Here is a 13473-nt window from a genome sequence, read left to right as displayed (position 1 = left end):
ATATTTGATTTGTGATTGTGCACCTTGAAGTAGTTTGGGCATATAAATTGAGATAGACAAAACTACATTCTAAAAATGCCAAACTGGGTATCTTTAATCGGTGCATTAAGTGCGGCTGATATCGCTAATCCGAGTACTTGCCTCGTTTGCAAAGGGTCGATAATACCGTCATCCCACAGTCGTGCGCTGGCATAATAAGGGTCTCCCTGGGTTTCATATTGTTCAATAATAGGGGCTTTAAATTTAGTTTCTTCGTCATCTGTCATGATTTTATTATTACGTGCGAACCCGTCTTTTTTGATTTGACTGAGTACGCTTGCAGCTTGCTCTCCACCCATCACTGAAATTCTGGCATTCGGCCATATCCATAACAAGGTGGGGTCGTAAGCACGGCCACACATACCATAATTACCAGCACCATAACTACCGCCAATAATGACGGTAAACTTAGGCACTTGTGCGCAAGCTACTGCGGCAACCATTTTTGCTCCGTGCTTTGCTATGCCTTCTGCTTCGTACTTTTTTCCGACCATAAACCCGGTGATATTTTGCAGGAACACTAATGGGACCTTGCGTTTGCAGCAAAGTTGAATAAAATGCGCGCCTTTTTGGGCAGATTCAGAAAATAAGATGCCGTTGTTGGCGATGATACCGACAGGGTAACCCTGAATACGGGAAAAACCACACACCAGTGTTGTGCCATAGCATGCTTTAAATTCATCGAGTTCGGAGTTATCAACAATACGGGCTATGACTTCTTTAACGTCGAATTGTTTTTTTAAATCGGTGCCAACAATACCGTACAGTTCGTGGCTATCGTATAGCGGTGGGGCACTGGGATAAATGGTTAAATCAGGGCGTTTTACATGGTTGATATTGGCGATAGCTTGGCGTACCAGCTGTAATGCGTGGGCATCGTCTTGGGCATAATGGTCGGCAACCCCCGATGTTTTACAATGCACATCGGCACCACCTAATTCTTCAGCGGTGACTTCTTCGCCCGTTGCTGCTTTGACTAATGGAGGGCCTGCGAGGAAAATGCTGCCTTGCTGTTTTACAATGATTGATTCATCTGCCATTGCGGGAACGTAAGCGCCACCTGCGGTACATAACCCCATGACAGAGGCGATTTGTGGAATGCCTTTGGCGGACATATTCGCTTGGTTAAAGAAGATACGGCCAAAGTGGTCGCGGTCGGGGAAAACTTCATCTTGCTGGGGTAAAAATGCACCACCAGAGTCGACTAAATAGATACAAGGTAGGCAGCAACGCTCAGCTATTTCTTGGGCGCGCAGGTGTTTTTTAACGGTTAATGGGTAATAGGTGCCGCCTTTGACGGTGGCATCGTTGGCAATGATCATACATTCGATACCATTTACGCGCCCAATGCCGGCCACGACACCCGCTGCTGGAACCGCTTCGTGATAATACCGCCAAGCCGCAAATTGACCTAGTTCTAATAAGGGAGAACCTGGATCTAATAAAGCATCAATACGCTCTCGGGCTAGCATTTTACCTCGGGCTAAATGGCGCTGTTGTGCTATTTCACCACCGCCTTGTTTGATTTGTTCTAGGTTAATTTCTAGCTGTTTTACAAGATCTAGCATGGCTTGTTGTTTCGCGACAAAAATAGGGTGTTTGATATTGAGTGTTGTGCCTATTTTAGCCATGTTTTCTAGACTCCTGGCTCATTAAACAGTTCTCGGCCAATCAATATACGACGCATTTCTGATGTACCGGCGCCAATTTCATAGAGCTTGGCATCACGGAGTAAACGGCCTGCGGGGTATTCGTTGCTGTAACCATTTCCGCCTAACAATTGAATTGTATCGAGTGCCATTTTTGTGGCCAGTTCGGCGCAATATAAGATCACTCCTGCGCAGTCTTTACGGCTGGCTTCGCCGTTGTCACAAGCGCGTGCAACTGTATAGGTATAGCATTTGGCTGCGTTCATTTGGCTATACATGTCTGCAATTTTGGCTTGCACAAGTTGGAATTCACCAATGGCTTTACCGAACTGTTTACGCTGGTGGATATAAGGGACGACGAGATCCATGCAAGCATCCATGATCCCGAGTGGTCCGCCAGTTAGCACAAGGCGTTCGTAATCAAGGCCACTCATTAATACGTGTACGCCTTGATTGAGTTCGCCCAGGATATTGTCTTTGGGTACACGGCAATGTTGAAACACAAGCTCACAGGTATTGGAACCACGCATGCCTAATTTGTCCAGCTTTTGCGCTTGGCTAAACCCATCAAAACTGCGTTCAACAATAAAAGCAGTAATACCATGGCTGTTTAATTCGGGTGCTGTTTTTGCGTAAACGATATAAGTACTGGCTTCGGGCCCGTTGGTGATCCACATTTTGTTGCCGTTTAGTATGTAGTTGTCACCTTCCAATACCGCACTTAATTTCATTGAAACCACATCAGAACCCGCATTGGGTTCGGTCATGGCTAATGCACCTACGTGTTCTCCGCTAATGAGTTTGGGCAGGTACTTCTGTTTTTGCTTGGCATTGCCATGCCGAAATATCTGATTAACACAAAGATTAGAATGTGCGCCATAGCTTAATCCTACCGATGCAGATGCGCGGCTTATTTCCTGCATCGCGATGACATGAGCAAGGTAGTTCATATCAACACCACCATATTCTTCACTGATGGTGATACCCAATAATCCCATGTCACCAAACTTTTGCCACATATCCGCTGGAAACAGATTATCTTGATCTATTTGTGCTGCGCGTGGGGCTATTTCGTCATTTGCGAACGCTGTCACGCTTTCACGCAGCAGTTCGATGGTTTCGCCAAGGGCAAAGTTGAGTGATGTGTAGGAATTGGCCATCTGTGTCCCTATTTCGATGGTTAAGTGAAGGATTATGTCCACTTACGGTCATTAAGGTTCTCGTAATTAATCTTGTCTTTCATTAATTTGAGTATGGTAGTTAACGAGTGGGGTTGCCAATTTGAATATCTTGATGTTTAGGCGCTTCAACGTTGTTTGATTTAATTATTAAGCATAAAAGCCAAGATGTAATATCTTGGCTTTATGTTTTAGGTGGAAACTATCTATGCTAAGTTAAAGTAATCTACTTATATTACTTTTTCACCGTTCTCTATTACTGTTTTACGTACTTTTTTAGTGAATTCTATTGCTTCAGTAACGATTTCTTTTTCGTTAACCGTTAGCATGTCACGATCTTGCATGATCACCTTACCTGCAATGATAGAGTGGCGTACATTCGCAGAGTTTGCTGAGTACACAAGTACAGAGTATGGATTGTACATAGGTACCATGTTTGGCGCTTTTGTATCAATTACGATAACATCAGCTAGTTTTCCAACCTCTAAAGAACCAATTTTATCTTCCATATGCAATGCTCTTGCTGCGCCCATCGTCGCCATGTCGATAACTTTAATAGGGGGCATTGCACCGCGATCGTGATTCACGAGTTTGTGAACTTTAGCCACTTGGTTAAATTCATCGATTGTACTTAATGTATTACCCGACATTGGACCATCAGTACCTAAACCAATACGTACGTTTTCGTCATACATTTTAAGCGCGGGTGATACACCTTTCGCTGATTTGATGTTTGCACTCATGTTATGTGCAACACCCGTATCGGCTTTTTTCACTAGTTCGATATCAGATTCGCTTACATTGATCATGTGAGCAGCCACTAAACGTTCGTCTAATGAACCAATACTATCCATGTATTCAACAGGCGATTTACCGTCAGAACGTTTAGCAATACTTTCGTTTTCACGTTCTGATTCAGCTAAATGAATTAATACAGGTACGTTATGCTCTTTTGCTAACTGAGTGATTTGTTGCAAAACTTCTGTCGTATTTGTATAAGGTGCATGGGGGGCAAATGCAGGGGTAATACGTGGATGATCTTTATATTCTTCAATAAAGTTAAGTGCGTATTGAATGCCTTCTTGTGCATTTTGTGCATCGGCAACAGGGAATTTAATCACTGTTTCACCTAGGATTGCACGCATACCAATTTTATCAACAGTCTTTGCTACCTCGTCTTCAAAGTAATACATATCGCTATACGTTGTTACGCCACCTTTAACCATTTCTAGGTTACCAAGGTTAGCGCCAATACGCACCATGTCACGGCTTACTAGTTTCTTCTCTAGTGGGAATATGTAGCGGTGTAATCGTCCTGGAACATCATCTGCTAATGAACGGAATACGGTCATTGATACGTGAGTATGAGTATTAATTAAACCCGGCATAACGATGTCGCCATCAACATTCATTACCTTGTTTGCTTTGTATTGTTGTGCAAGCTCCGCATTACCAACGGCAATAATTTTATTCCCTTTAATAACCACGGTTCCATTTTCATAAATGGTTTTATCACTGTTCATCGTTAATACTGTGGCGTCAGTGATCATGAGATCTACTTTTTCTGCAGCGGTCACTGACGTTGCAAAAATAATAGAAGCGGCTATTAATGTCTTGTTAAAAAAATTCTTACTAGCAAACATGTTTAAATCTCAATTTTATTGAATAGGACAGAAAACACTCTGGGAAGTCGAATGATACTATTTACCAGAGCTTTATAAGCTTATTGATTGCTAATGGCAAGTAAACATCTTTTACTATGTGATTCTTCAAGCGTTGATTGTTTTAGCTAGTATCTGTTTCATTGTTCGTTAATTACTATGCAAAGTTTAATATTTGCGTATTTAGTTCGAATTTTAAACATTAATTCATGTTTTGTAATTAATGTTAAATAAGGTTGTTAATGTGACTTAGATCTCTATATAATTCCGTTCCGGCCAGAACCATCGAGTTTAGCCACCTTAGTTACAAGCCGTCATCAAGGAAATATGAGCGACCCAAGGAATTTGGACCAGCGTGACTGTAGCTTGCGATCAAGGTGACTCGTATGTTGTTATTGGGCGGACTGACTAGATTCTTTTTTAGAAAATACTGTTTTTCCTCACCTCATATATCAATGCACGTAATACCCATTGCAATAAAATACTGATCATTAATCAGGTCTAAGTTAATCCCACTGGGTGTTAATTTTTCCTGCGTTTACTGCCATCTAAATTTTATTACAATCGGTATAACACCTTCATTTTTTATACATCTATTTTTATGAGCAGAATGAAATTATGCAGTTGTTAATTAGCTTAGTCGGTATCGTAGTACTTATTTTATGTGCTTGTGCACTTTCTGAAAATCGCAAAGCGATCAAATGGCGTACCGTTGGTGGAGCATTATTCCTACAAGCTGGTTTTGCTGCACTTGTACTTTACTCTTCTATTGGCCAGTCAATGCTTGGTGCAATGAGCAGTGGTGTGGCGAGTGTTCTTGGTTTTGCTGATGTCGGTATCCAATTCCTATTCGGTGATTTAGCGACGGAAGGTTTTATCTTTGCGATCCGCGTATTGCCTTTAGTTATTTTTATTAGTGCGCTTATTTCATTGCTTTATTACATTGGTGTAATGCAGTGGGTAATTAAAGTGATTGGCGGTGGTATCCAGAGGTTTCTTGGTACAAGTCGTGTTGAATCATTAGCTGCCACGGGTAACATTTTCCTTTCTCAAGGTGAGTCTCCATTACTGGTAAAACCGTTTTTACCAAAAATGACACGTTCAGAATTATTCGCTGTAATGACGGGTGGTATGGCATCGGTTGCGGGCAGTGTACTTGGTGGTTATGCAGGTTTAGGTGTTGAACTTAAATACCTGATCGCAGCAAGTTTCATGGCGGCACCGGGCAGTTTGTTGATGGCTAAGTTATTAGTACCAGAGCAAGAAACTGTAACGGAAGACGCTGATGTTGTAATGGCAAAAAGCGAACACAGTAATGCGATTGATGCATTAGCAGCGGGTGCGATGAATGGTATGAAGGTTGCTGTGGCAATCGGTACTATGTTAATTGCATTTGTGAGTGTGATTGCAATGGTCAATGCTGGTTTAGAAACGGTAGGTAACTGGGTCAATATTGAAAACCTAACGTTACAAAGTGTGCTGGGTTATATCTTCGCTCCACTCGCATTTATGATTGGTGTGCCTGAGCATGAAATGCTTGTAGCAGGTTCATTCATTGGTCAAAAAGTGATTCTAAATGAATTTGTTGCTTTCATGGACTTCGCTGCCGTTAAAGAGACCATTTCTGAGCACAGCCAAGTTATTATTACGTTTGCATTGTGTGGTTTTGCTAACATTGGTTCTATCGCAATTCAAATCGGTTCTATCGGTGTGATGGCGCCAGAGCGTCGTTCAGATGTTGCAAACTTAGGTTTTAAAGCGGTACTAGCAGCAACACTCGCTAACTTAATGAGTGCTGCATTAGCGGGCATCTTCATTAGCTTGTAAGATTGTATGACTGGATGCTGTAATCATTCAGTAAGTTAAATAGAAAGGCACACTTTAACGTTTGGTTGAAGTGTGCCTTTTTTGTTATTACGGGTTTAATTAACGAGCATTCAGCTTGCTTTAGCTAATGTGCCCGTATTTTCATTCGCCGATAATAATCGTTTCCCGTCTTTGCTAAAGAGGTGTAAGTGCTGTTTTGCAACATTCAGGGTTAATATTTCTTTGCTTGAGAAGTGTTGCTCGGGCGTTAAAGCCGTAAATATTTTATCATTGACTAAACCATGCACGAGTTGATTCGGTCCTAATGGTTCAACAGCTTGTACGGTAAGTGAAAAATTTAATCCAGTGTTCGAAGGCTCTAATAAAGCATGTTCAGGTCTAATGCCTAACTGGATTGTCTGTGCTGGTAAATGTGCGTATTCGGATAAAAATATGCTTTGGTCTTCAAATGTTACGACGCCATCGATAATTTCAGCTTGATGAAAGTTCATCGCGGGACTCCCAATAAAGCTGGCGACAAAGGTACTTGCTGGTTGGTGGTAAACTTCGGCGGGCGTACCAACTTGCTCTATTACACCTTGATTTAATACTATGATGCGGTCTGCTAGCGTCATTGCTTCAACCTGATCATGTGTGACATAAACACTGGTTACGGCTAATTCTCGTTGTAGCTTCTTAATTTCTAAACGCATGTGCGCACGTAATGATGCATCTAAGTTAGATAAAGGCTCATCAAATAAGAACAATTGGGGATCGCGTACAATTGCGCGACCCATAGCAACACGTTGGCGTTGACCACCTGATAACTTAGCTGGCTTACGATCTAGATAGTCCGCTATTTTTAATGTAGCAGCTACTTTCTCGATTTTTAATGCAATTGTTTTTTTATCTATACCTCTGTTTTTTAATCCATAGGCTAAGTTTTCATACACTGTCATGTGTGGATACAAGGCATAATTTTGGAATACCATCGCAATATCGCGACTTGCTGGCTTCTCATTATCGATACGACGATTATTGAGGTGTATTTCACCGCTGGTGATTGATTCTAAACCAGCAATAGATCGTAAAATGGATGATTTACCACACCCAGACGGGCCCACTAATACAATGAACTCCCCTTGTTTAATATCAACAGAAACATTTTTTACTGCTTGGTGGCCGTTGTCATAAGTTTTAACTAAGTTTTTAAGTGCTAACATATTCGTTCTCTTTACAAATTAGGTGTTGGCGGTGGTTAAAACCACGGCTATTTTTCGGTTTCAACGAGGCCCTTAACAAACCAGCGTTGGAAGATGATGACGACTAAGATTGGTGGCAGCATTGCGAATATAACTAATGCGAATGCCTGGTCATAACGTGGTTGACTGCTTTGACTAATGTCGCTGAGTAACTGCTTAATCCCCATCACTATGGTGTTGTAGCTTTCATCCGTCGTCATCATGATTGGCCACAAATATTGATTCCAACCAACAACAAACATAATGATGAAAATTGCGGCAATCATGGTTTTTGATAAAGGAAGTAAGATATCAAGAAAGAAGCGGATTGGTCCGGCATTATCGAGTTGTGCTGCTTCTAATAATTCATTCGGAATTGTGCGGAAAAACTGGCGGAAAAAAAACGTTGCGGTAGCCGATGCAATTAACGGCAGGATTAGCCCCGAAAAACTGTTTAGCATGCCTAAGTTAGCAACGACTTCGTATGAGGGGATGATCCTCACTTCTAATGGAAGTAATAGGGTGACAAAAATAAGCCAAAACCAAAGTGATGCAAACGGCATTCGGAAGTAAACTAACGCATAAGCAGCCATCATAGAAATGATGATTTTTCCGATAGCAAAGCCAAGTCCCATGATCATCGAGTTAATGATCATGGATTTTGCGTTTACATCACTGCTAAATCCGATACTTTTACTCCAGACCTCGCTGTAAACTGCGCTGAAGTTACCACCTGGTAACCACTGTAACCCATCACTGATAATGGTATTTGGGCTGTGTGTCGAACTGGCAAATATTAACCAAATAGGGATGATCATAAAGAGTGCACCGATAATCAGGATCACATGATCTAGCCATTGATTTTGTTTCATAATTAAATTCTCATTTTTGTTAATCAGTCTGCGATTAATAATGCACGCGTTTTTCGATAAACTTGAATTGAACCCAAGTTAATAGCAATACTAAAACCAGTAACACTACAGATTGTGCTGCGCTGCCACCGAGATCGGTACCAATAAAGCCATCGCGATAAATTTTATATACCAATGATGTTGTACCGCCGCCAGGTCCACCAGACGTCAAGGTATCGATAACCCCGAAGGTTTCAAAAAAGGCATAGGTTAAGTTGATGACAAGTAAAAAGAACCCAGTTGGTGCAAGCAGCGGGAAGGTGATGGTCCAGAATCGACGACGATCACTTTCGCAATCCAGCATTGCAGCTTCATTTACCGCATATGAAATGGACTGTAAACCAGCCAAAAAGTAGATGAAGTTAACGGATACTTGTTTCCACACCGAGACTAAAACTAAGACAAATGTCGCGTCAAAAGGGTTGGTATATAAGCTAAAGTCCCAACCTAAACTGGCAAAAATATCGGTGAATACACCAATGTGTGGATTAAAGATAAAGCCACCCATAATACCCGCTACAGCAGGCGCAACAGCATACACCCAGGTTAACGTTATTTTATATGCACTTTTACCATGCAGGATATTGTTGGCTTTAACGGCGAGCAGTAGAGCAATCGCCAAAGACAGAAAAGAGACAACGACGGCAAATCCAAGGGTGAAAAAGACTGAGTTTAAATATTCAGCAGAGTTAAAAATAATGCTGTAGTTTTCTAATCCGACAAATATAGATGATAGGCCCCAAGGGTCTTCTAACATAAACGAGAGATAAACGGCTTCAGCGGCTGGATAGAAAAAAAACACCGCAATAATTGCAATTTGTGGCACTAATAGAAAATAAGGTAGTGCCGAGTGGGTAAACTGTTGGCGTTGTTGCACAGTAAAAACCTAATAAATTTAAAGGAATAGGTTAACTGTAGCGCACATTATGTGAGCTACAGTCAGTAATAGGTTATCGTACAGTTCGAGCGAAACGGCTTAAGATAACTTGGCTTTTTTTATCAATATTGCTGAGCGCGTCTTCTACAGAAATACGGTTAGCAAATACGTTATCAAATTCACGATGCATGACTTCTTGGATTTGTGAGTAGAAACCTAAACGGTACCCTCGTGTCCATTCACCACCGGCTAGGCTAAGTTGTTTAACGCCCACTTCTGCATCTGGTTGTTCTTGGTAGTAACCTGATTTTTTGGTTAGCGCATAAGCCGCTTTTGTTACGGTTACGTAACCCGTTGACTTATGCCAAAACATTTGTGTTTCAGGACTGGTTAAGAAACTAAAGAATGCGGCTGCAGCTTGCTGTTCTTTCTTCGGTTTACCATCAATAGCGAATAAAGCCGCACCACCAATAAACGTACGACCCGCATCTTTATTAATTGATTTCCAATACGGTAGGTAGGTTGTGCCTAACTTAAAGTCAACCCGATTTCGTAAACCACCAAATGAGCCAGATGACCCCATCCACATGGCTACTTGCTGCTTTTCAAACGGTATTTGGTTTGCATCCCAATCTGAGCCGTAATATTTGTAATAGCCGTTGTCAGACCATTCTTTTAATTTGTTAAAGTGCATCTGCATATCAGGCGTATTGATCATAAGTTTGCTTGCAGGTGCATCAAAGCCATTATTTTTATTCGCGACGGGCAAGTTATGACGAGACTTGAAATTTTCGAACATGATCCAAGGTGTCAGCGATTGTGAAAACGTGGCGTAACCTTGTGCTTTTAACTTCTTAGCGACTTGTTCCATGTCTTCATAAGTTTTAGGGGCGTCAACTCCCACTTTATCTAGAATGTCTTTATTGTAATAAAGGACGGGTGTTGAACTGTTAAAAGGCATTCCAATCATTTTACCGTTACTGTCGGCGTAAAAGTTACGGACGCCAGGAATATAGTCTTGATTGTTAAATGCATAACCAGATTCAACCAGAATATCTTCTACTGGTTTTGCCACTCCTGGCGCATTAATGATTGTTGCGGCGCCGACATCTGCAACTTGTAGAATATTAGGCGCTTTATTGGCTCTGTACGCCGCAATACCTGCTGTGAGGGTTTCAACATACGACCCTTTGTATACGGGCTTGATTTTGTATTCGTCCTGAGACGCGTTAAAGTCACGAGCAATTGTATTTACTGTTTCACCAAGTTGACCACTCATTGCATGCCACCAGGTAATGTTGGTCTCTGCCATGCTTGTGTTTGATAGTAAAGAAGCCAAAATTCCGATTATCAATCGCTTTTTCATCTCAATCCTTAATGATTATCTAGTTAATACCTGTAAATGAGATGCCTATATTAGGGACAAATGATGACGGTTATGTTGCACTTTTGTTTCGGTAATGTGACGTCGGTAATTCGATGCTGATAAATGACGATGTGATGATATGTATTGAACTATTGTGTGCCACTGATTAAGTTGTATCCAATGGGTTAATGTATGAATAGTAAACAAGGTAAATTATGGTCATGAAGAGTAAGCAAGGTAAATTATGGTCATGAAGAGTAAATACTCTTGAGTCGATTTGTAATATTGACTATCTTCACATTTTTCAAAGGCATACAGTGCTTTGTTGATGCGAATTCTTTAAGGGATTTAGCCGTCAGCTTCACTACCGTCTTAGCCATTTATCACTTTTACTATCAATTTAAGCATCGACTTAAGTAATAATAGGATTGTTCATGAACAACACAAATAAAGCACTATCTTTCACATTGGCAACACTTGTATCTACGTCAGCTCTTGCTGATACGATAGACACCGATGATTTTTCTTTTGGTGGGCGAGTTGAAGGATGGGGAGGGCTTGTTGATAGTACTTATGAAGATAATTTACGTGTTCGTTTGAATGGTCAAGGTAAGCACCAAATTAATGGTTCTATCAAGGCGGTTGGTAAATTGGAATTTGAGTCTACAGGAACACAGTCTTCATCTGATCATATTAGCGATTATACACGTTATGCATATGTTGGTGCAGAAACTGCTTACGGAACGTTAACATATGGTACGCAAGATAATGCTGTTACATATCTAACTGATTTTACCGACATGGCTGAAATTTTTAGTGGTTATACAAACACTGGCATTGTAGCAAGTGACGATAGGGCTGAAGATACAGTTCTTTATAGCCTGACCAAAGGTGATTTTAAATTCAATGCATCAGCTAACCTAAGAGGAAATGTAAGTGGCGGCGGCGTGATGCTTGCTTATCAACTACGCGAAGATATTGAAGTTAGCGCTGGTTATGCGGGTACAGAATCAAATATGTATAACCCATCATCAGATGTATACATGCTTGGTGCTCGTTATACTAAAGATAGTTTTTTACTTTCAGGCTTAGTACAGCAAGGAACTATAAATGGTGCAGACTTCGATGCCGTTGATGCATTTGCATCTTATGACTTCGGTGAAAATAAGGTGAGTGTTTCGTATAATTATTTAAGTGCTGACAATGCGCCCAATCAATATATTAATTTCGTAGCATTTGAATATGGCCGTTATATTGGTGACTTAGCGCTATATACTGGCTACAAAGTCGCACTAAGCACGGATACTTCAGCTGGGGGCAGCAATGCAGATGAATTCATGTTGGGTGCGCGTTATTCTTTCTAATGCAGACTTATTAATTCAAGTTTAAACTTAAGTAAAATGGCTCTGTTCCTCCTGATGATTGATGACACTTATTAAGTACAGTTGACATCTCGGGGAACAGAGCCTTTTATAAATTAATACACTAAATCACAAGGCCTTTACCATGAAAAAAAGTCTCATCATTTTATTCTTTACGACATTAATTTCTGGTTGTGCAGGGCTGGGTGTCGCGACTGTTGGTGCCGTTATGTATTACAAGAGTCAAAACCATGAAGTCGCAACTGTCGATATTAAGGCATCTGCGAATAACGTTTATAATGCCGCTCTTAATATTTTGAATAGTAATCCTGACGTAGAGATTGAGAATCAGGACGATTCTGCAATGCTGCTAGATATTCGCCAGGCGGATACCGCAGCCACTCTTAAAGTCGCGAAAATTAATAGCAATATTTCTCAGCTGACAATCAGTGCTGATGCGAGTGTTAATAATGGCGTCAGTCGTGTTCTAGAGGGAGTATTTAGAATCTGTAAGGAACTTAATGTGGAATGCGAATTGAATAACCAGTAAACCTCGTCACATGCTACAATCGGACGCTGTCTTTTTGTATTTACAGATAAATACAAAACCAATTGATAGTCGATAACAAAGAGGGAGTTGTAGTATGTTCGGAGTAACAGAACTGTGGTTATTTGTGGTATCAGGTATCATGTTAAACTTGATCCCTGGTCCTGATTCTTTATATGTTATTGGCCGTAGCGTAGGCCAAGGTTTCCGTGCAGGTTCTGTCGGTGCATTTGGTATTGGTGCTGGCACCTTGGTACATATTCTTGCAGCTGCGTTTGGCCTGTCGGCTATTTTAGCCACATCGGCGATGGCATTTACTGTTGTTAAAGTAATTGGCTGTATTTATTTGCTATATATTGGTTTCAGTATGCTGTTATCAAAGAATAAAGTCGCTAATGCTGATATTGAAGCTAGTGCCGAAAATAAAAATACACCGTTATCAAATATCTTCTTTCAAGGTTTTTTAACCAATGTGTTAAATCCCAAAGTAGCCTTGTTCTTTTTAGCTTTTGTCCCGCAATTTATTGCCATGGATTACCCAGATAAAGCGATGTCATTTATTTTTCTTGGGGTTATTTTTAATATTAACGCTATGATCTGGTGTCATATTTTAGCTTGGTCATCATCGTCGATTAGCGGTAAGGTTAAACATAATCAGCGATTAACGACTTATTTAACGACTTATTTAACGAAACTCACAGGTGGTTTGTTTCTGTTTTTCGGTGTTAAATTAGCGATGAGTAAACAAGGCTAATTTCGTACAATTTCCGATTTTGCTGTTTATACCATATTGGCTATAATTAAAAACCAGTAAGTTACTTACTGGTGAGATAAGGG

Annotated in this window: 11 protein-coding genes; 4 read left to right on the top strand and 7 right to left on the bottom strand. The window is 40.8% G+C overall.

Going from position 1 to position 13473, the window contains the following annotated elements; translation table 11 throughout:
- Positions 1-62: 62 nt before the first annotated feature.
- From HWV02_RS13890 to HWV02_RS13880, 3 genes are all read right to left on the bottom strand, one after another.
- Complete coding sequence (locus HWV02_RS13890) at positions 63-1670, bottom strand: carboxyl transferase domain-containing protein (RefSeq protein ID WP_211688276.1); 1608 nt, start codon at positions 1668-1670, stop codon at positions 63-65.
- A 5-nt stretch (positions 1671-1675) separates the two neighbouring features.
- Positions 1676-2848, bottom strand: a complete 1173-nt coding sequence (locus HWV02_RS13885) for an isovaleryl-CoA dehydrogenase (protein ID WP_211688274.1) — start codon at positions 2846-2848, stop codon at positions 1676-1678.
- 248 nt (positions 2849-3096) lie between these two features.
- Entirely contained in the window at positions 3097-4509 is a 1413-nt protein-coding gene (locus tag HWV02_RS13880) for an amidohydrolase (RefSeq protein ID WP_211688272.1), read from the bottom strand.
- 636 nt (positions 4510-5145) lie between these two features.
- On the opposite strand from HWV02_RS13880, the gene HWV02_RS13875 reads away from it, so the two are divergent.
- On the top strand, positions 5146-6354 hold the full coding sequence (locus tag HWV02_RS13875) for a NupC/NupG family nucleoside CNT transporter (RefSeq protein WP_211676374.1): 1209 nt from the start codon (positions 5146-5148) through the stop codon (positions 6352-6354).
- Positions 6355-6464: 110 nt separating this feature from the next.
- On the opposite strand, the gene ugpC is transcribed toward HWV02_RS13875, so the two are convergent.
- The 4 genes from ugpC to HWV02_RS13855 form a co-directional block, all read right to left on the bottom strand.
- A complete protein-coding gene (gene ugpC, locus HWV02_RS13870) occupies positions 6465-7556 on the bottom strand; it encodes a sn-glycerol-3-phosphate ABC transporter ATP-binding protein UgpC (RefSeq protein ID WP_211688271.1) in 1092 nt (363 codons plus the stop codon).
- A gap of 47 nt (positions 7557-7603) precedes the next feature.
- Positions 7604-8446, bottom strand: coding sequence for a sn-glycerol-3-phosphate ABC transporter permease UgpE (gene ugpE, locus HWV02_RS13865; RefSeq protein WP_255550342.1), 843 nt, complete (start codon positions 8444-8446; stop codon positions 7604-7606).
- 34 nt (positions 8447-8480) lie between these two features.
- Entirely contained in the window at positions 8481-9362 is an 882-nt protein-coding gene (locus tag HWV02_RS13860) for a sugar ABC transporter permease (protein ID WP_211688269.1), read from the bottom strand.
- Positions 9363-9435: 73 nt separating this feature from the next.
- Positions 9436-10728, bottom strand: a complete 1293-nt coding sequence (locus HWV02_RS13855; RefSeq protein ID WP_211688267.1) for an extracellular solute-binding protein — start codon at positions 10726-10728, stop codon at positions 9436-9438.
- Between the two features lie 434 nt (positions 10729-11162).
- On the opposite strand from HWV02_RS13855, the gene HWV02_RS13850 reads away from it, so the two are divergent.
- From HWV02_RS13850 to HWV02_RS13840, 3 genes are all read left to right on the top strand, one after another.
- Positions 11163-12092, top strand: coding sequence for a porin (locus HWV02_RS13850; RefSeq protein ID WP_211688265.1), 930 nt, complete (start codon positions 11163-11165; stop codon positions 12090-12092).
- 142 nt (positions 12093-12234) lie between these two features.
- Positions 12235-12639, top strand: coding sequence for a DUF3568 domain-containing protein (locus HWV02_RS13845; RefSeq protein WP_211688264.1), 405 nt, complete (start codon positions 12235-12237; stop codon positions 12637-12639).
- A gap of 94 nt (positions 12640-12733) precedes the next feature.
- On the top strand, positions 12734-13390 hold the full coding sequence (locus HWV02_RS13840; protein WP_211688262.1) for a LysE family translocator: 657 nt from the start codon (positions 12734-12736) through the stop codon (positions 13388-13390).
- Positions 13391-13473 lie beyond the last annotated feature (83 nt).

The sequence above is a fragment of the Moritella sp. 28 genome (assembly GCF_018219435.1).
GTDB lineage: Bacteria > Pseudomonadota > Gammaproteobacteria > Enterobacterales > Moritellaceae > Moritella.
Note: the sequence above shows the minus strand (reverse complement) of the source record. Positions and strands in the feature narration are given on the sequence as shown.

Excerpts from the sequence above, each read along its gene's own strand:
- HWV02_RS13890 (WP_211688276.1), bottom strand. The coding sequence starts at position 1,670 with ATGGCTAAAATAGGCACAACACTCAATATCAAACACCCTATTTTTGTC.
- HWV02_RS13885 (WP_211688274.1), bottom strand. The coding sequence starts at position 2,848 with ATGGCCAATTCCTACACATCACTCAACTTTGCCCTTGGCGAAACCATC.
- HWV02_RS13880 (WP_211688272.1), bottom strand. The coding sequence starts at position 4,509 with ATGTTTGCTAGTAAGAATTTTTTTAACAAGACATTAATAGCCGCTTCT.
- HWV02_RS13875 (WP_211676374.1), top strand. The coding sequence starts at position 5,146 with ATGCAGTTGTTAATTAGCTTAGTCGGTATCGTAGTACTTATTTTATGT.
- ugpC (WP_211688271.1), bottom strand. The coding sequence starts at position 7,556 with ATGTTAGCACTTAAAAACTTAGTTAAAACTTATGACAACGGCCACCAA.
- ugpE (WP_255550342.1), bottom strand. The coding sequence starts at position 8,446 with ATGAAACAAAATCAATGGCTAGATCATGTGATCCTGATTATCGGTGCA.
- HWV02_RS13855 (WP_211688267.1), bottom strand. The coding sequence starts at position 10,728 with ATGAAAAAGCGATTGATAATCGGAATTTTGGCTTCTTTACTATCAAAC.
- HWV02_RS13850 (WP_211688265.1), top strand. The coding sequence starts at position 11,163 with ATGAACAACACAAATAAAGCACTATCTTTCACATTGGCAACACTTGTA.
- HWV02_RS13845 (WP_211688264.1), top strand. The coding sequence starts at position 12,235 with ATGAAAAAAAGTCTCATCATTTTATTCTTTACGACATTAATTTCTGGT.
- HWV02_RS13840 (WP_211688262.1), top strand. The coding sequence starts at position 12,734 with ATGTTCGGAGTAACAGAACTGTGGTTATTTGTGGTATCAGGTATCATG.